The organism is Microbacterium rhizosphaerae, from assembly GCF_034120055.1.
Lineage (GTDB): Bacteria > Actinomycetota > Actinomycetes > Actinomycetales > Microbacteriaceae > Microbacterium > Microbacterium rhizosphaerae.
Window position 1 is genome coordinate 424,840 of record NZ_CP139368.1, and the last position, 17,753, is coordinate 442,592.

14 protein-coding genes and 1 tRNA gene are annotated in these 17,753 nt (G+C 68.1%); 4 read left to right on the forward strand and 11 right to left on the reverse strand.

All coding sequences use genetic code 11. From position 1 onward, the window contains the following. Window positions 1-5 precede the first annotated feature (5 nt). A complete protein-coding gene (locus SM116_RS01970; RefSeq protein ID WP_320942790.1) occupies window positions 6-749 on the forward strand; it encodes a GntR family transcriptional regulator in 744 nt (247 codons plus the stop codon). Between the two features lies 1 nt (window position 750). On the opposite strand, the gene SM116_RS01975 is transcribed toward SM116_RS01970, so the two are convergent. From SM116_RS01975 to SM116_RS02015, 9 genes are all read right to left on the reverse strand, one after another. Then, window positions 751-1,605 (reverse strand): amidohydrolase family protein, encoded by an 855-nt coding sequence (locus tag SM116_RS01975; protein ID WP_320942791.1) that lies wholly within the window; start codon window positions 1,603-1,605, stop codon window positions 751-753. After that, complete coding sequence (locus SM116_RS01980; RefSeq protein WP_320942792.1) at window positions 1,598-2,536, reverse strand: aldo/keto reductase; 939 nt, start codon at window positions 2,534-2,536, stop codon at window positions 1,598-1,600. Before SM116_RS01980 ends, SM116_RS01975 begins: the two co-directional genes overlap by 8 nt. Next, window positions 2,506-3,294, reverse strand: coding sequence for an RraA family protein (locus SM116_RS01985; RefSeq protein WP_320942793.1), 789 nt, complete (start codon window positions 3,292-3,294; stop codon window positions 2,506-2,508). Before SM116_RS01985 ends, SM116_RS01980 begins: the two co-directional genes overlap by 31 nt. Beyond that, window positions 3,291-5,231 (reverse strand): DUF8034 domain-containing protein, encoded by a 1,941-nt coding sequence (locus tag SM116_RS01990; RefSeq protein ID WP_320942794.1) that lies wholly within the window; start codon window positions 5,229-5,231, stop codon window positions 3,291-3,293. Before SM116_RS01990 ends, SM116_RS01985 begins: the two co-directional genes overlap by 4 nt. 3 nt (window positions 5,232-5,234) lie before the next feature. Then, window positions 5,235-6,167 carry a carbohydrate ABC transporter permease gene (locus tag SM116_RS01995; protein WP_320942795.1) on the reverse strand — a complete coding sequence of 311 codons (933 nt, stop codon included), beginning with the start codon at window positions 6,165-6,167 and terminating at the stop codon, window positions 5,235-5,237. Next, a complete protein-coding gene (locus SM116_RS02000; protein ID WP_320942796.1) occupies window positions 6,167-7,066 on the reverse strand; it encodes a carbohydrate ABC transporter permease in 900 nt (299 codons plus the stop codon). The genes SM116_RS01995 and SM116_RS02000 overlap by 1 nt, the downstream gene beginning before the upstream one ends. Before the next feature lie 77 nt (window positions 7,067-7,143). Next, window positions 7,144-8,409, reverse strand: a complete 1,266-nt coding sequence (locus SM116_RS02005; protein ID WP_320942797.1) for an ABC transporter substrate-binding protein — start codon at window positions 8,407-8,409, stop codon at window positions 7,144-7,146. A 278-nt stretch (window positions 8,410-8,687) separates the two neighbouring features. After that, complete coding sequence (locus tag SM116_RS02010) at window positions 8,688-9,392, reverse strand: alpha/beta hydrolase (protein ID WP_320942798.1); 705 nt, start codon at window positions 9,390-9,392, stop codon at window positions 8,688-8,690. Continuing rightward, window positions 9,389-10,099 carry a GntR family transcriptional regulator gene (locus SM116_RS02015; RefSeq protein WP_320942799.1) on the reverse strand — a complete coding sequence of 237 codons (711 nt, stop codon included), beginning with the start codon at window positions 10,097-10,099 and terminating at the stop codon, window positions 9,389-9,391. The genes SM116_RS02010 and SM116_RS02015 overlap by 4 nt, the downstream gene beginning before the upstream one ends. 135 nt (window positions 10,100-10,234) lie before the next feature. Between SM116_RS02015 and uxaC the strand changes: the two genes are divergently transcribed. From uxaC to manD, 3 genes are read left to right on the forward strand one after another with little or no spacing between them, the layout of a single operon-like run. Continuing rightward, window positions 10,235-11,641, forward strand: coding sequence for a glucuronate isomerase (uxaC, locus tag SM116_RS02020; protein ID WP_320942800.1), 1,407 nt, complete (start codon window positions 10,235-10,237; stop codon window positions 11,639-11,641). After that, window positions 11,638-12,876: a mannitol dehydrogenase family protein gene (locus SM116_RS02025; protein ID WP_320942801.1), complete on the forward strand. Its 1,239-nt coding sequence runs from the start codon at window positions 11,638-11,640 to the stop codon at window positions 12,874-12,876. The genes uxaC and SM116_RS02025 overlap by 4 nt, the downstream gene beginning before the upstream one ends. Beyond that, window positions 12,873-14,111, forward strand: coding sequence for a D-mannonate dehydratase ManD (manD, locus tag SM116_RS02030; RefSeq protein ID WP_320942802.1), 1,239 nt, complete (start codon window positions 12,873-12,875; stop codon window positions 14,109-14,111). Before SM116_RS02025 ends, manD begins: the two co-directional genes overlap by 4 nt. 46 nt (window positions 14,112-14,157) lie before the next feature. Here the strand turns inward: manD and SM116_RS02035 are convergent. Together SM116_RS02035 and SM116_RS02040 are read right to left on the reverse strand one after the other, a co-directional pair. Beyond that, window positions 14,158-14,231 (reverse strand) — tRNA-Gly (locus SM116_RS02035). 196 nt (window positions 14,232-14,427) lie between these two features. Beyond that, window positions 14,428-17,502 carry a PxKF domain-containing protein gene (locus tag SM116_RS02040; protein WP_320942803.1) on the reverse strand — a complete coding sequence of 1,025 codons (3,075 nt, stop codon included), beginning with the start codon at window positions 17,500-17,502 and terminating at the stop codon, window positions 14,428-14,430. Window positions 17,503-17,753 lie beyond the last annotated feature (251 nt).

Sequence of the window (17,753 nt, forward strand, 5' to 3'; positions counted from 1 at the left end):
GCCGCGTGGCTGGTGCCGATGAAATGCCTCTCGACCTCGATCGCGGCCTGCTGTCGGACCGCATCTACGAGCTCGTCAAGGCGATGATCAAGGACTCGACGCTGAAGCCGGGCGAGCAGATCGTCGAATCCCAGCTGGCCCGGCGACTGAGCGTGAGCCAGGCACCCGTCCGCGAGGCGCTGAAACGACTGACCCATGACGGCCTCGTCACGCACGTCCGGCACCACGGCAGCTTCGTCACCGAGTTCTCCAAGCGCGAGGCCGAGCACGCTCGCATCGCGCGCGTGGCGCTCGAAGGGCTGGCCGCGCGGCTCGCGCAGGGTCGCATCGACGCGACCACAAGAGACCTGCTCCTGTCGATCATCGGCCAGATGCACGCCGCTGCTGACGCGAGCGACATCGCCGCGTTCCGGGAACTCGACTTCGAGTTCCACAAGACGGTCGTCGTCGCGTGCGGAAACCCCTATCTCCCGAGGATGTGGGACATCGTCGAGCCGAGCCTGCGATCGATGCACGTGCTGTCCGACCCCGCGTTCGACGGCGACTGGCACGTCGTGGCCGACATGCACCGCGCGCTCCTCGATGCTTTGGAGGGCGACGACCCCACCGCCGCCGAGGACCTCTTCACCGCACACGCTCTCGGCATGGGCAGCGCGCCGGACAGGCCCATGGGGCCCACCATCAACCGCTACATCGAGCAGCTGCGGTCCGACGAGGCGGGTTCGGATTCGGGGGAATCCGACCGTTGAGTCAGCGGGGAGCCGTCGAGCCGTAGAGTCGATCGGCGGTGCGACCCCAGACGGACCGTGACTCGTCCGCGGTCAGGTCGGGCAACGCGCGTGCGGTGCGCTCGACGATCGCCGCATAATCGCCGGCGAGGGTCGACATCGGCCAGTCACTGCCGAACATGAGGCGATGAGGTCCGAGTGTCTCGATCGCCGCTGCGACGGCGCTGCGGACAGCCGCATCGGCATCCGACAGCGTCCCGGAACGGGCGAACAGGCCGGAGATCTTCGCCGAGACGGTGGGGCTTCCCCCCAGCTCGGCCAGGGCTGCCCGCCATGACGCGGTCGGTTCGTGCGAGCCGAGTCCGAGGTGGCACAGCACGATCTGCAGCCGCGGATGCTCCGCCGCGAGATCGCGGACGACCGCGAGCTGATCGGGCCGGAGCAGCAGCTCCAGAACGATGCCGTGCTCTTCGAGTCGGCTCAGCAGAGCGCCGAGGCCCTCGAGGTCAGTCCAGTCCGCGGGGCGGCGCTGAAGGGGAAGACGCACGCCGGCGGGCAGCGTGCCGGCGCGGTTGATGACCGGCTGCACCGCCCCCAGCCATGCGCCGGCGGCCGGCGCGTACTGCAGCACCACGCGAGACGGGATGACGTCGGACCGCGCGGCGACGTCGAGCAGCCACTCCGCCTCCGCTGCGGTGTCGCCCGCCTGAACCGCGACGGCGCCCGTCACCGGCAGCCCGGCGATCGCCGCCGTGAGGTCGCCCACGCGATAGCGCTGCGCGAGAGGCGGGACCTTCGCGAGCCACTCCAGCTCGAAGCGGCTGGTATCCCACAGGTGGACGTGCGCGTCGAGGATCGCGTCGGCCGGTTCAGGCATCCAATTCCGTCCAGAGCGCGAGCGGTATCGTCGCCTCGGCATCCGCAGCGAACTGACGCACCTCGTCGGCGGTCCGGGCTCCGACGACCACGCCGGCGACGGTGGGATGCCGCAGCGGGAAGCGGATGGCGGCTGCCGAAAGTCGGACCCCGTGCTCGATGCAGCGTCGTTGGAGGGCGCGTGCCCGAGCCAGCTCTGCGGCTGTCGCCGGCCGATAGTCGTACATCGCGTCATCACGGGGGTCGGCGAGGATCCCCGTGTTGAACACGCCTGCGGCGATCACTGCGACGTCGTTCCCGGCCGCCGTGGGGAGCAGGTCTCGCTCGGCAGACCGGTCGAGCAGCGTGTAGCGTCCGGCGACCATGACGAGGTCGACATCGGCTTCGGCGGCGAACCGCGCGAGCGGCTCCGAGAAGTTCATGCCGACGCCGATCGCCCTGACGACACCCTCGTCGCGCAGCCGCACCATCGCGGGGATCGCCTCCCGGAGCGCGAGGTCGACATCCTCCGGGTCGTGCAGATACAGCACATCGATGCGATCGACCTCGAGCCGGGCAAGGCTCGATTCGAGACTGCGCAGCACTCCGTCCGCACTGAGGTCCTTCGCGGTGCGAACTCCGACGCCGCCGCTCGGGACGACCTCGCCGCGCGCATCGAGGATCTGCCGTCCGACCTTCGTCGCGATCGAGACCGTGTCCCGCTCGACATCGCGCAGGGCAGCGCCGAGTCGGCGCTCGCTCAGGCCGGCGCCGTAGTGCGGTGCGGTGTCGAAGAACCGGATGCCCGAAGCCAGTGCCTGTGCGACTGTCGCGCCGGCGTCCGCCTCGGTGACACTCGTGAACAGATCGCCGATCGGCGCACAGCCCAGGCCGACGCCGGCCAGCGTGCGATCGATTCGGCTCAGCGGGGCAAGGACGTGGTCGAGCGCCATGCCTCGTACTCCTCGCGGCTCGCCGGCGTCAGCGGATAGTAGTCGCTGAGCCGGGCGCCGGCATCGAGGCGCTCGCGGCTGAAGACCTCCCAATCCTGGTGGTCCTTGGCGGCGTCGCGCACCTGCGGCGCCAGCGCCTGCGGTACGACGACCGGGCCGTCGTCGTCGGCCACGACGAAGTCACCCGGCATGCACAGCACGCCGCCGACGGCGACCGGCACGTCGTAGGCCCACGGGAACAGCTCGGACTGCGAGGCGTAGTGGGGGGTGGCGCCGGTGCACCAGACCGGGATGCCCAGTTCGCGGATGCGGCCGGCGTCGCGGATACGGCCATCGACGACGATGCCTGCGCCGCCCTTGCGCTGGAAGTATCGGGCGAGGATGTCGCCGATGCATCCGGAGAAGGCGCTGCCGTACGCCTGGATGACGAGTACGTCACCGGGCTGCACGGTCTCCATCACGGCCCAGAGGGCCGTGTGACGCTCGACGTACTCCTGCGACAGCCCCGACGCGAGGTCCTCGCGCTGCGGCATGAACTGCAGCGTGAGCGCGGATCCCACCACCTTCTGGCCCGGAACCAGCGGCCGCGGGCCTTCCACGAACGTTCGCCGGACGCCGAGGGCGTGGAGCTTCGAGCACGCCGTCGCCGACCCGATCTCCTGCATCGCCTCGAGTTCGTCGGCATCCGGACGGCTCCACTCGCCGCCGCGGATCGGAAGATCGACGGCGCGGTGAGGCGCGATCAGCTGATCGGTCATGTTGGTGTCCCCTCGGTTGCTGGTTGGTGAGCGGCAGACTGGTGCCGGGGCTGTCGGATGGCTTCTGTGGTGATCAGGACGAGCTTCGCGCGATGGGCCGGGGGAAGGTCGACGACGATCGACGGGGCGTCGACGTCGGTCGCGTGCGAGACGACCTCGCCCGGATCGGATGTGTAGGCGACGGGGCTGCCGGGGAAATCGGATCCGGCTTCGCCGGTCGATCGCACGGACCGGATGTCGCGCTCGCCGAACCTGCCCGGACGGATCCGCACCCGCCGCCGCTCGCGATTCGAGAGGTTGACGAGCTCGACGGCGATCTCGTCGCCGTCGATCGAGGTGACCAGCGCGGCCACGTCTCTGGGCAGTCCCGGTCGGGCCCGTTCGACGTCCTCGTAGCTCACGGCGACGAGCGGAAGTCCGCCGTTGTAGAGCACCTGCGGCGCTCCCGAGATCAGCTGCCCGAGCACCTCGGTGACGACGGGCTGCACGCGCTGCCAGAAGTGGATGTGCACCGTGGCCGGGTCGGGATGCTCGGTCTCCATGAGGGCGATGCGGCGAGCGACCTGGCCGAGCGCCATGGAGAGCGCACGTTCGGGGTAGTCGGGGTTCTCGCCGGCGAGGTAGCTCAGCCACGGCATGTCGTGACCGCCCTCGGCCTTGTCGCGGAACGGGCGCACAGCGGTGGGCGACTCGGACTGGACCGGCAGAAGGCGGCGCAGCCGGTCGAGGTCGGCGGCATCGCGCGAGAACCACCACAGCCACGTCGGCAGCTCCATCGGCATCGGCCCGAAGTCGAACCAGCCGTCCTCGCCGAAGCGGTGGGGGACGAGCTGCGCCTCGTTCCAGGCATCCGCGCCCAGCCTGCTCAGCGAGTTCGCCTGCAGGCTCATCGGGGTCTCGGCGACCGTCGCCGTGATCGCGTGGTCGATGACCGTGTCGAGGGGTGCACGGGCGAGTTCGAGGTGCGTCCGATCGCCGGTGACGATCGCGGCGTTGATCCCGCCGATGAGCGCCGCCATGCCGACGCAGGGGAGGCCGTGGGGCCAGGTCCAGCCGTAGTGGCCGCCGTACCAGCGTCCGCCCTGCAGCGACCCGACCAGTCCGTCGGGCCCGGCGTTGTCGGGAAGCAGACCGCCGTTCGCGGCGGCGCGACCGCGCCATCCGCCCACGTACCGCTCGATCCAATCCGCCGCACGCTGATCTCCGTCGTAGAGCCAGTGATTGGCGACGAGACTCGTCGCGGCGAGGTTCACCGCCACGTCGCCGTGCGCGCGACGTCGCATCTCGGCGCCCATGAGATCGGCCTTGGCCGGGTCTGCCAGATCGTCCCACCGGTCGATGCCGTCGAGGCCGTGGATCGGCAGGCCGTACGGCCGCATGCTCTCCTGGTCGGCGGAGTAGGAGGTCCATTCGTCGCCGACGCCCTCGAGCGCACCGAGCGCGCCGTTGTGCGGCGCGAGGATCACATTCGCGTCTGGGTCGTAGTTGCCGTTCGCCGGATCCAGATAGAGCTCGGCGAACCGGCGTGCGCGGTCCCGGAACTCGGCGTCGTCGGGATCGGCCGCGCAGAGGGCGTAGAAGAAGATGAGCGACTCGCCCTGGTGGAACCAGTCGTACCCGTTCTCGTACTCGTCCGTGAGCATGCCGGCTTCGGTGAGCTGCGCCGTGACGCCGCGCCAATGGTGCTTGGCCGCATCGAGGATGTCGCCTGCGCCGCCCAGGGCGTAGAAGGCGGGCCAGTTGAAGAACGGCTCGTAGAAGTCGTCGACGCCGTCGCGGCTCTGCAAGGCTCCGCTGTACCGGAGTCGACCATCGGACTCGCAGTAGAGCTCGACGAACCGCGGCCAGGCTCGCTCGATCTCGTCGAACAGGCGGCGCTGGAGCACCGCCCACGCGGGAATCTCGCGCATCGGGGCGACGAGCACGGGACCGGGCATCGATCAGCCCTTCGTCGCCCCGGCGACCAGGCCGCCGATGATGTGCCGCTGCATGATGACGAAGAAGATCATCACCGGCGCAACGGCCAGGAGCAGGGTGGGGAAGACGGTCGTGTAGTCCGTCTGGTACTGGCCGACAGCGGCGAAGACGCCGGTCGTCACCGTGTGGATCCCGGAGCTCGGTCCCAGGATGATCTGCGGATTGATCCAGTCGTTCCAGATGCTGACGGAGTTCAGCACCAGGATCGTGCCGACCACGGGCTTCATCATCGGGAAGATGCACGACCAGAACGCCCGGATCTTGCCCGCCCCGTCGAGCTCGGCGGCTTCGTCGATCTCCCGGGGGAGCGAACGGATGTACGCCGTGAACAGGAAGATCGTGATCGGGAGCGTCAGAGCGGTCTCGAACAGCACGAATCCGGGGATCGTGCCGATGAGGCCGAGCACCCGGAGGACGTAGACGACCGGGATGAGCGTGACCTGACCGGGGATGAACAGCCCGGAGACGAAGAACAGCAGCAATGCGAGGTGCCACTTGCGCTTGCCGCGGGCGATCACGTAGGCCGCCGGCGACGCGATCACGATGCAGAAGAAGTTGACGAGGAGCACGAACAGCACGGTGATGCCGTACGCGCCGAGGACGTTGAAGTCCTTGCTCGTCGCCGCCTTCACGAGGTAGGTCAACGAGAACGAGCCGGGGGAGAATCCGAGCGGGTTGGCGAAGATGTCCGCCTGGGACTTGAAGGCGCTGATGACCATGATGTACATCGGCACGAGCATGATCACCGCGAGCACCGCGATGAAGAGCCATTTCAGGATGCGGGGCGCGAGCGGGACGCGGATCCTGGTCGTCTTCGCGCCGCCCACGCGGCGTTCACGAGAGACCTCGAGGACGTCGTCCACGGGCTTGGAGGGGGTTGCTTCGAGGATCGACATCACTCGCTCACCTTCTTCTCGGCGCCGCGACGAGCGAGCGTGACGGCGATGCCCAGTGCTGCAGTGACGACGAGCAGGATGACGGACTGTGCCGCGCCGAACCCGAGCCGGGCATTCTGGAAGGAGTCGCTCAGGATCTGATAGACGATGGTCTGGGTCGACCCCGCCGGCCCGCCATCCGTCAAGGACACGACGATGTCGTAGACCTTGAGCAGGCCGACGACACTGAGAACGACGTTCACGGTGACGATCGGAGCGAGCAAGGGCAGCGTGATGTTGCGGAACTGCGCCCACTTGCCTGCGCCGTCGACCGTCGCGGCCTCGTAGAGTTCGGCGGGGATCGACTTCAGCCCGGCGATGTAGAGGATCATGCTGAATCCGAAGCCCGCCCACACGATCGTGGCGATGATCGTGCCCTTGGCGAAAGTGGCCTCGGTGAGGAACGGCACCTCGGGGAGGCCGGCCCGGGTCAGGAAGGTGTTCATGACGCCATGCGGTGCGAGGAGGGCAGACCACAGGAAGCCGATGATGAGGGCGCTGATGATGTGGGGGAAGAAGAAGACCATGCGCGCCGTCGAGTTGAGCGCGCCCGAGCCGGCGATGAGCGCGGCGGTGAGGAGTCCGAGGGCATTGCAGGCCAGCGTGCCGATGACGGCGATGGCCAGGGTGAAGGTGGCACCGTCGATGCTGCGCGGGTTCTTGAAGGCGCGGGCGTAGTTCTCGAAGCCGATGAAGTCGAAGTTGAGGCTGTAGCCGGTCCAGTTCGTGAAGCTCAGCACGAACGCGAGTCCCATCGGGATCACGAAGATGGCCGTGAACAGGGCGACTGCCGGAGCGGTCATGAGGAAGCCGGGCAGTCGTCGCTTCCAGGTGATCAGGATCTTGGATGCATCGGTCATCGTCGACCTCTCGTTTCGTCGGTTGTCATGAATGCCGGGGCGCGAGGCGGACCTCACGCCCCGGCACTGCAGGTCGTCTACTGCGCGGCGAACCAGTCGTCCATGGCCTTCAGCATCGCGTCGGCCGACTCTCCGGTCATCAGGGCCTGCGCCTCGGTGTTCAGCTCCGCGTTGTATCCCGGAGCGACCGTGCGCTCGCCGTACCCGTCGCCCGACGGCGTGAACGCCTTGGCGGGGGTGTCGGCGATGATCTTCTGGAGCTCGTCGCCCAGGGGTGTCGTCTTGTACTCGTAGCCCGTGCGGAAGTTGCCGTCGGCCTGGAGCTGCGAGATCACCGCGGCCTTGTCGGTGACGAGGTACTCGACCAGCTTCGCAGCGGCATCCTGGTGCTTCGACGCCTTCATGATGATGTACGGGTTCGCCATGTTGGCGATCTGCGCGGGAGTCTTGACACCACTCTCGGCCGGGGCCGCGAACACGCCGATCTCCGGCTTGCTGGTCGCCTTCGCCTCGGCGGCGGAGAACCACGCGCCCATCGGGTACATCGCGGCCTTGCCGGCGAGGAACGACGCCTCAGCGTCGGCGTACTTCACGCCGACGGCATCTGCGGGGATGTAGCCGTCCTTGACCCACGACGCGTATCGCTTGACCGCGGTGCTGTACGTGTCGCTCCACTTCTTGTCGCCGGAGGAGATGTGCTTGTACCAGTCGGGGTCCTTGCCGAGGACGGTCGGGATGCCCGTGTACTGCAGGGCGAGCTGGCTCATCCACTCGCCGCCGCTCTGGATGGGGGTCCACCCGGCGTCCTTCAGCTTCTTCAGGTCCGCCTCGAACTCCTCCATGGTCTTGGGGGGCGCGGTGATCCCGGCATCCTGGAACGCCTTCTTGTTGTAGAAGATCGTGCCCTGCAGCTGGAAGCCGACGCCGGCGACGAGGTTCTTGCCGTCCATCTTGTACTGGTCGGCGAGCGGGCCCTTCTTCGCCCACGTGTACTTCGAGAGATCGACGAGTTCAGGTGCCAGGGTCGCGTTCGGTGTGAGCGTCTCGACGACGTCGGGGACATCGCCCGAGGCGAGCAGCGTGGGGAGGGTCTTTCCGACCCCGTTGACCGGCATCACGATCTTGACGGAGATGTTGGGGTTCGCCGCCTCGAACGGTCCGACGAGCGCGTTCCAGTACGCCTGAGTGAGGTTGGGGGTGATGTTGACGAGCATGCTGAGCTCGACCTTCTCCTGCGGCGCCTTGCTGGCGGGGGCGCTGCCGGCAGAGCTGCACCCTGTGAGGACGAGGCCGACAGCGGCGAGGCCGGCGGCCGCCGTCACAGTGAAACGGCGTGTGATCATCTTTGAACCTTCCGTGGTTTCGGATCCCCTTGGTGAGGAGCATCGCTAGATTACGATAATCGATAATCGTTGGCAAGCCTCTTATCGATAATCGGTGGGACGAATCTGGCGACGTCTGGATCGGCGATGAAGGCCGCGACGATGCCCCTCGCATGGAGGTGGCGTCGCAATGGGGCCGCAACATGCTACGTGGCTGAACCTGGGGTGGTCCTGTCAGGCCGGACGCCCTCTCGGGCTTCCCCGCCTCGATACTCGGCATCCTGGGGCGTGATCTCCGGTCAGCACCACCGGCGCCGCAGCCAGCGAACGCTCAAGCCGAACCACTCCGCGAAGGCCGGCGGTGCGACGGTTGCGCCCTCCCGTGGCCGCGCCAGCCCGAGGCCATGCGGTCCGTCCCGGAAGACGTGGAGTTCGAACTCCACACCCGCCTCGTCGAGGGCGGCGGCGAAGGCCAGCGTGTGCCTGACGGGAACGACGGCGTCCTCGCCGGTCGCGAAGAGGAACGTCGGCGGATTGCCGTTGCCGACGTGCGGGACGACAGGAGGGTACTCGCGCCCCGCACCCAGGGTGATGTCCGTCGTGATGGCGTACCCGAGAAGAAGCGCATCGGGTCGGTTCGTTCCGACCGTCCCGAGCGAGGCTGCGAGGTGGCCTCCCGCGGAGAATCCGATCATCGCGAGCCGGCGCGGCGCGACTCCCCACTCGTCGGCATGGAGACGGATCTCGGCGACCGCCGCTTCGGCGTCTTCGAGCGCCTGCGCGAAGGTCGCCTCGGCACCCACGCTGTAGTGCAGGACGAACGCGTGGAACCCTTCGGCGAGGTAGGCGAGTGCCACGGGCTCGGCTTCGCCCGGGCTCAGCGTCATGTACCCGCCGCCGGGAACGACGAGCACGGAACCTGTCGATGCGCCGCGACCCGCGTCGGAGAGGAAGCCCGTGAGGCGTGCGCCGTTGACTCCGATCGTCTGCGTGAAGTGATTCACCGCTCGGCGCCGCCGCGCCGGCCGCGGCCCGTCGCTGCGGAGTCCGGGCGGCGATCGCGCACGTGGCCTCCGGTCGCGTGGAGCCGGAACAGGTCGGCCGCCTGCTCGGGCACGCCTCCTTCGAGAACCTCCAGCAGATCGCGGTGCGACTCCGCGACGGTGTTCCAGTCGCCGGAATAGTCGGGGTCCGACAGCACGTGGAGCGACCGCAGGCTCGGCTCGATGATGTCCCACATCCGCGGGAGGTGGCTGTTGCCGCTCGCGACGATGACCGCGCGATGGAATTCGAAGTCGAACTCGCGGAAGGCTGTCACATCATTGCGCGCGGCAGACTCCGCCATCCGGTCGATGAGCGTTTCGAGCGCCATACGGGTCGCAGAATCCAGTCGACCGCAAGCGCACCGCCCCGCGAGCTCCTCGAGGGTCACCCTCGCGACCTTGGCCTGCTCTGCTTCGTCCCGCGAGTAGTCGGCGACGAAGCTGCCGTGATGGCGCACCTGTTGGACGAGCCCTTCGTGGGTGAGGCGCTTCAGCGCCTCGCGCACCGGGGACTGGCTGACCTTCAGCTGTCGCGCCAGCTGGGATTCGACGAGCTGCTCGCCCGGACGAAGCGTGGAATCCCGGATCATGCCCTTGACCAACGAGTAGATCTGATCGGACAGCAGGCCCTTGTCGAGGTCGGGCAGTCGAGCGGCAAGGTCGGGCATTTCGCTACCCTACCCGATAATCGACTATCGCTAGCGAAACGTCCGGCGTGGCTCGTCGACGAGATGGATGGCGAGGCGGGCCGCGAATCGATTATCGATTGACAGTGCTTCTCCGGATCACCACAATGGGATCCCATGACTTTCGCACCCGACCGGGATCGCCTCTTCCCGGTCGATCCCGCCACCCGAAGCCGGGCGCGCGACCTCCATGCGAGCGTCGCGGACCTGCCGATCATCTCCCCCCACGGTCATGTCGATCCCCGCATCCTGGTGGAGGACCGCGCCTTCGACAACGCCGCCGATCTCCTCATCCGCGATGACCACTATGTGACGAGGCTGATGCACTCGGCCGGGATCGGACTCGAGCGTCTCGGCGTCTCGCCGCATGACGGCATGGCCGCCCGCCCGCGCGAGGTGTGGCGAACATTCTCCGAGAACTGGGACCTCTACACGGGGACGGCCTCCGGATATTGGCTGCGCTCCATCCTCGCCGAGCAGTTCGGTCTCAGCGAGCATCCGTCGTCGGCCAACGCGGATGCGGTGTTCGATGAGATCGGCGCGCGTCTGGCCGAGCCATCGTTCCGGCCCCGCGCGCTCTTCCGCACATATGGCATCGAGCTTCTCGCGACGACGGACGACCCGATGGACGATCTCGCCCCGCACGCCATGCTCGCCGCGGATCCCGCCTTCGGCGGCCGCGTGGTTCCCACGTTTCGACCGGACGCCTACCTTGCGCCCACGTCCCCGGGCTGGGCGCAGCGCGTCTCGCGACTGTCGGAATGGAACGGCACCCGCGACACCGACTACGCCGGGTACCTGTCCGCGCTCGAGGGTCGGCGTGCCTATTTCATCCAGCACGGTGCCGTCTCCGCCGACCACGGTGTTGCGCAGCCCCGGGCGATCGAACTGGATGCCTCCGATGCCGCGCGCCTCTTCGAGAAGGCACATGCCGGCACCATCACGACGGACGAGGCGAGCGTCTTCTCCGCACACATGCTGTTCGAGATGGCGCGGATGAGCACCCGCGACGGTCTCGTCATGACCGTGCATCCGGGTGTGTTCCGAAACCACGATCACGAGACGTTCACGAGGTTCGGCCCCGATTCCGGGCACGACATCCCGGTCGCCACGGAGTATGTGAACGCGCTGCGGCCGCTGCTCAACCGCTTCGGCAACACCCCGGATTTCCACCTCGTGCTCTTCAGCGTCGACGAGACGACCTACTCCCGCGAGATCGCTCCACTCGCCGGCTACTACCCCGCGGTCTTCATCGGTGCGCCGTGGTGGTTCCTCGACGCCCCCGACGCCGGTCTCCGGTTCCGGGCCGCGGTCACGGAGACCGCGGGCTTCTCCCGCGGGTCGGGGTTCATCGACGACACGCGCGCATTCATGTCGATTCCCGTCCGGCACGACATGTCGCGGCGACTGGATGCGGCCTTCCTCGCCCGACTGGTCGGGGAAGGCCGCATCGACCAGCCCCAGGCCGAACGGACGATCGTGGATCTCGTGGATGCGCAGCCGCGGAGGGTGTTCAAGCTGTGAGTGTGGAGACCGTCCGGCCCCGCATCTCCAGCCGCGCCGTCGAGAAGGCGCCCGTCCGGATCGCGCACCTCGGGCTCGGAGCTTTCCACCGTGCGCACCAGGCGTGGTACACGGCGCATGCCGCCGGCGACCCGTGGGGGATCGCGGCATTCACCGGCCGGTCGCCGGCGGTGGCACAGGTTCTGGCGGCGCAGGACTGCGTCTACACCGTCATCGAGCGCGGCGCCGAGGGTGATCGTGCGGAGATCGTCGAATCGATCGTCGAGGCTCACGACGGAGCCGACGTGTCGGCCTGGAGGAGCACGATCGCATCTCCCGATGTCGCGGTCGTCACCCTCACGGTCACCGAGGCCGGCTATGCCCGGGGCTCGACCCCGCCGCGCCGACTGGTCGAGGGGCTCGCGGCGCGTCGAGCGGCGGACGGCGGCCCCGTGTCGATCGTCAGCTGCGACAACCTGCCGGGCAACGGGCAGGCGATGCGCGCTGCCATCGACGCCCTCGCCGACCTCGACCTCGCCGGCTGGATCGACGCCAACGTGGCGTTCGTGGACACCATGGTGGATCGGATCACGCCATCCGTCACAGCTGCGGACAGCACTGCGGCGCTGGCGCTCACGGGAGCGCTCGACGAGGCGCCGGTGGTCACCGAGCCCTTCTCCGAATGGATTCTCGCGGGCGACTTTCCCGCGGGTCGTCCGGCATGGGAGACGGCCGGCGCGCGCTTCGTGGCAGATGCCACGCCGTACGAAGAGAGAAAGCTGTGGCTGCTCAACGCGGCGCACTCGCTCCTGGCATATGCCGGGTCCGGTCGGGGATTCGACTCGATCGACGAGGCGTTCGCGGACGACGAGCTGAACGCGATGACCGAGCAGCTCTGGGCTGAGCAGCGTGCCGTCCTCTCGCTCGGCGACGAGGAGATCGACTCCGCACTCGCCGCGCTGCGCGAGCGATTCGCCAACCCCCGGATTCGCCACTCACTGCAGCAGATCGCGCAGATGGGCGCACTCAAGCTCCCCGTCCGGATCCTCGATCCGATGCGGCGTCGTGAAGAGCGGGGGCTCGGGCACGGGGCTGCTCAGCGGGCGACGATCGCCGCGTGGGCCGACCACCTCGTGCGTTTCGACCCCGCCGACGCTGCCTCGGCCGCCATCGCCCGACTCCTCGCGCGCAATCCGCGCGCGGAGCCGGTCGACCTCATCATCGACACCCTCACAACGGAGCAGCACGCATCATGATCATCGACAAAGCCGACGTCATCGTCACGAGCCCGGGACGCAACTTCGTGACACTCAAGCTCACCACGGACGACGGCCTGACCGGCCTGGGCGACGCGACGCTGAACGGGCGCGAGCTCGCCGTGGTCGCCTACCTCAGGGACCATGTCGTGCCGCTGCTGATCGGCGCCGATGCGTCGAGGATCGAGGACACGTGGCAGTTCCTCTACCGCTCCGCCTACTGGCGCCGCGGACCCGTGACGATGGCCGCCATCGCGGCGGTCGACATGGCGCTGTGGGACATCAAGGGCAAGGCCGCGGGGATGCCGGTCTACCAGCTGCTGGGAGGAGCCAGCCGCCGTGGCCTGATGGCTTACGGTCACGCGTCGGGGAAGGATCTGCCCGAGCTGTTCGACTCGATCCACGCCCACCTGGAGCTGGGGTACCGGTCGATCCGGGTGCAGACCGGTGTGCCGGGTCTGAAGGCGATCTACGGCATCGCGTCGCAGCACAGTGAGGCCGAGGACTCCCGCGGACGCTACGACTACGAGCCGGCGCATCGCGGCGCCCGCCCCGTCGAGGAGGACTGGGACACGCGCGCGTACCTGACGCACCTGCCGGGTGTGTTCGAGGCCGTCCGCAACGAGTTCGGCCCCGACCTCCCGCTGCTGCACGACGGGCACCACCGGATGACGCCGATCCAGGCCGCGCGGCTCGGCAAGGCGCTCGAGCCGTACGACCTGTTCTGGCTCGAGGACTGCACGCCCGCCGAGAACCAGGAGGCGCTGCGCCTGGTGCGTCAGCACACCACCACCCCGCTGGCGATCGGCGAGGTGTTCAACACGGTGTGGGACTTCAAGGACCTCATCCGGGAGCAGCTGATCGACTACGTCCGCGGCGCGGTGACCCACATGGGCGGCATCACCGCGCTGAAGAAGACGCTCGAGTACGCCGCGATGTACCAGATCAAATCCGGCATGCACGGCCCCACCGACATCTCCCCGGTGGGCATGGCCGCCGCGATGCATCTCGGGCTCGCGATCCACAACTTCGGCATCCAGGAGTACATGCAGCACGGGCCGAAGACCGACCAGGTCTTCGAGCAGTCCTTCACCTGGCGTGACGGGATGCTGCACCCCGGCGACCAGCCCGGCCTGGGCGTCGAGCTGAACCTCGACGAGGCCGGGAAGTACCCGTACGAGCGGGCCTACCTGCCCTACAACCGGCTCAAGGACGGCACCGTCCACGACTGGTGAGCCCGAAGCCGAACCCGAACCGGCCGCGCAAGATTCCGCGGGAATGTGGAGGGGCTGACGGGAATCGAACCCGCGCTGTCTGCTTGGGAAGCAGAAGTTCTGCCATTGAACTACAGCCCCGTTGCCTTGAGATCACCGGGATCGAAGGTTCCCATCAAGGCGATGGTTCACCGTGGCGTACCAGCGGCGATGGCATCCGACTGCTCGGCGCCACGTCCCATACTACCGATCGGATGACGTGCACCAAGTTCGGCGGCGATGGGCGGATGCCGCGTGCCGCCCCCCGAGGGAAGCGGCACGCGGCATCCGTCATCCGCTAGTTCAGGAAGGAGAACATCGCCGTGTGCGTCGTCCCGTCGACGAGCGTCAACGAGAGCGTCGCGCACGTGCCCGCCCAGGACTTGTTCGTCTTCCAGACGTACGTGTACTGGTCGGTGGTGGGGTCGTACTGCAGGCTGCTGGCCCCAGCCGTGAGGGTCTGCTCGATCGCGTCGACCTGCGCCGACGGCGAGCATGCGCCGAAGGAGACAGACGGCGAGCCGGCAGCCAGCACCGCTGTGCCCTGATCACCGCCCAGACTGAACTTCACCGGAACCGCACTGCCGGCCTTGACGCTGTTCACGACGTCGCCCGTGTTCACCGGGGCGGCGAAGCCCGACCAGGCGTACACGACCGAGTACGTGCAGTTCACTGCCGCCGACGCATTCCCCGCATTGTCGAGGGCCGTGCCGGCCGGAGCGACGGCCGTCTTCGATCCCACGCTGGAGGTATCCAGCGCGATCGAGCCGCCGGCGGGTGTCGCCAGGCCCGAACCGTCCGCTTCATCCGCCGCCGTCCAGGTGGCGTCGGCCGATGTCCCGAGCACGACGGCATCGCTCGGGCACGTCAGCGCCACGACCGGGGCGGTGACGTCGACCCGCGTGAGCGTCCAGAAGTGGTCGGCTGTGGCAGCATCCGTCGCCGTCGTGGTGCCCGACGATCCGGTCGCCGCGACCACAGTGCCGTTGCGTCCGGCGCCCGACGAGTCGACCAGCGTCGTCCCGCCGGTCTCGTCGAACGCGTAGTGCACGACATCCCCGGCGCCGGCCTGTCCGCCTGCAAGCGCACCCACCTCTGCAGCGGACAGCGCTCGGTCGTAGATGTTGAAATCATCGACGGCTCCGTTGAGCGCGGGGTCGCCGCCGTACTGCGACTTGCCGAGGTAGTTCCTCGTGCTCTGGCCGAACGCGGACGGGTGCACGGTCATGGCCGTGTTGGTCGCAACGACCTGGCCGTTCACATACATGGTGCCCGTCGTGCCCGCGACGGTGACGGTGACGAGCGACCACTGGTTGAGCGGCAGCGTCTTCGGGTTGGTGCTGTTGAGGCGCTGCTCGCCTCCGGCGCCGCCGGTCGTGATGGCGAAGCGCAGCTCCGATCCGTCGTTCGTGGTCAGGAACATGCTGGCGTTGCTGCTCGAGCCGATGTCGAACACGCGCTGCCACGAGGCGTTGCCGGCGGGGTTGACCCAGGCGGACACCGTGTAGTCGCCGGTCAGGCTGCTCACCGCGCCGGTCGGCAGCGTCGCGTAGGCGTTGCTGTTGCAGAACGACAGCGCCGTGCCGATCCTGCCGGGCTGACGCGCTCCCGTCGCCGTGCATCCCGACGTGATCGATCCGTCGGTCCACTGGATGACCTGAGCTCCGTCCGTCTTGCTCATCCCGGTGACCGAGAGCACCCGGCCGGTGCCGTCGTTCGCGAGGCGGTAGTGCCCCTTGCCGTCGGGCACGAGCTGCCACAGCTGGCTGTCGGCGCCCGTGTCGGCGCTCAGCACCGCAGATGCTCCATTGGACGTCGAGGCGCCCTGCACGTCGAGGACCCGGCCGTCGATCATGCTCACGACCTTGTACAGGCCGGACCCCGCCGCGACGAGCTTCCAGGTCTGGTCGGTGACGCCGCCACCCGCCTGTGCGGCCTGCTGCTGAACGGAGTCGCCTGCGGTCAGCTGGAGTCCGCTGTTCAGGTTGGCGATGGTGTACGTCCCGGCCAGCGACGCGGGGTTGCCCGCGGGGGTGACCACGAGGTGGTAGCCGTACGCCGGGTTCATCACGATCGGCACGCTGATCGAGCCGTCGTCGCCGACCTGGTAGGTGGTGTCGGAGACGGTGATCGGCGCGGCCACCGCGACGGTGCGACCGTAGGTGGGTGTGTAGTCGACCTTCACGTTCACCGTGGAGCCGAGCGCCAGCTTGTCGAGACCCGCGACCTTCACCGCTGCGGGGCCGGATGCGCCACCCGTGATGACGTCGAGTTCCTTCTTGTCGGACGTCACGGATGCGGCCGCGTCGAAGTTGTTGTTGCCGGGCGGTGTCGTGGCGACCATGTCGCCCGACATGTCGGCGTACCACTTGTACAGCCAGTAGGCGCCGTTCGGGTTGCCGCCCTGACCCGTCAGGAGATCGCCCAGCGCTCCCGACTGGTTCCAGAAGGCGAGCTCAGCGGTGTGGATGCCGAGCCGTTCGAACTTCGCGATGTAGCCGACCAGCGAGCCGGGGATGCCGACCTCGGCAGGGGCCGCATACTCTTCGATGTCGATCGGACGGCGGGCGATGCCCAGTGCGTCTTCCATCGCCTGCACCTTGGCCACGTCGCCGGCGATCTTCGACGACGTCTCGAGCTCATGCCAGGCGAGGATGTCGGGCACGGTATTGGTGGCGACCGCGTTGTTCAGGAAGTTCTGCATGTCGCCGATGTTGTCCGAGAAGCTCGGACCCTGGATCGGGGTCGTCGGATCGAGGCTCCGGATCAGGTTGTACGTGTGGGTCCAGAAGTCCTCGAAAGTGCCGTTGCTCGTCTTCCAGGTGTTGTCGGACTCGTTCCAGATCGCATAGGCCGCGAGATTGCTCATCCCGGATGCCTGCACCTGCTGCACTTGCTGCGTGACGACCTGGTCCCAGTTCGACCAGCTGAACTGGTAGGGCCACCCGGCGTAGTAGTCGGAGAGACGGTCGACGACCTTTGCGCCCACGTTGGCCGCCTTCTGCCACGTCTGCCCGATGTCGCCGGAACCCTGTTGTCTGCCGCCGATCGGCATCATGACGAACTCACTGGGCTTGATCGCCTGTACGAGGCTGTCTGAGGGCGTGGTGGCGTTCGCCAGGCCGTAGAGCGAGCCCGTTGCGACGTGCGAGACAGAGCGGAACGGCTGATCTGCATGGACGACGATCGTGTTGGCCGCAGCGGGGGCCGCCGCGGCGGGCGCGGCGGTCGCGGCCAGGCCCGCAAGCGCCAGCCCCGAGACGGCCGCAAGCGCGGCCGTCGTACGTGCAGCGCGTGACGCCGCGTGGGCGTTCGGCGGGGCCGGCCGACGCCATGCGCTCCGCTGCCCCCCAGATCCAGTCTTCGATGACATGAGAGATTCGACTCCGATTCCACAGGGTTGGTGAGTGAGATCAGCCGTCGAACCGGTTCGCCAGTGAATCGCGCCGAATCGCACGTGCTTCGAGGGAGATGCGGGGACGAGGACTGATCGCGGGAGCACGCTAACAGGGCGCGAAGACGCCGGTCAAGGAAAATGTCGAACCGGTTCGAAGAGAGTCGAACCGTGTGGGACGCGTCTGCGCTCAGAGCCGGCCGGCGCGGTGCGCTCTTGGAGCGACCCTG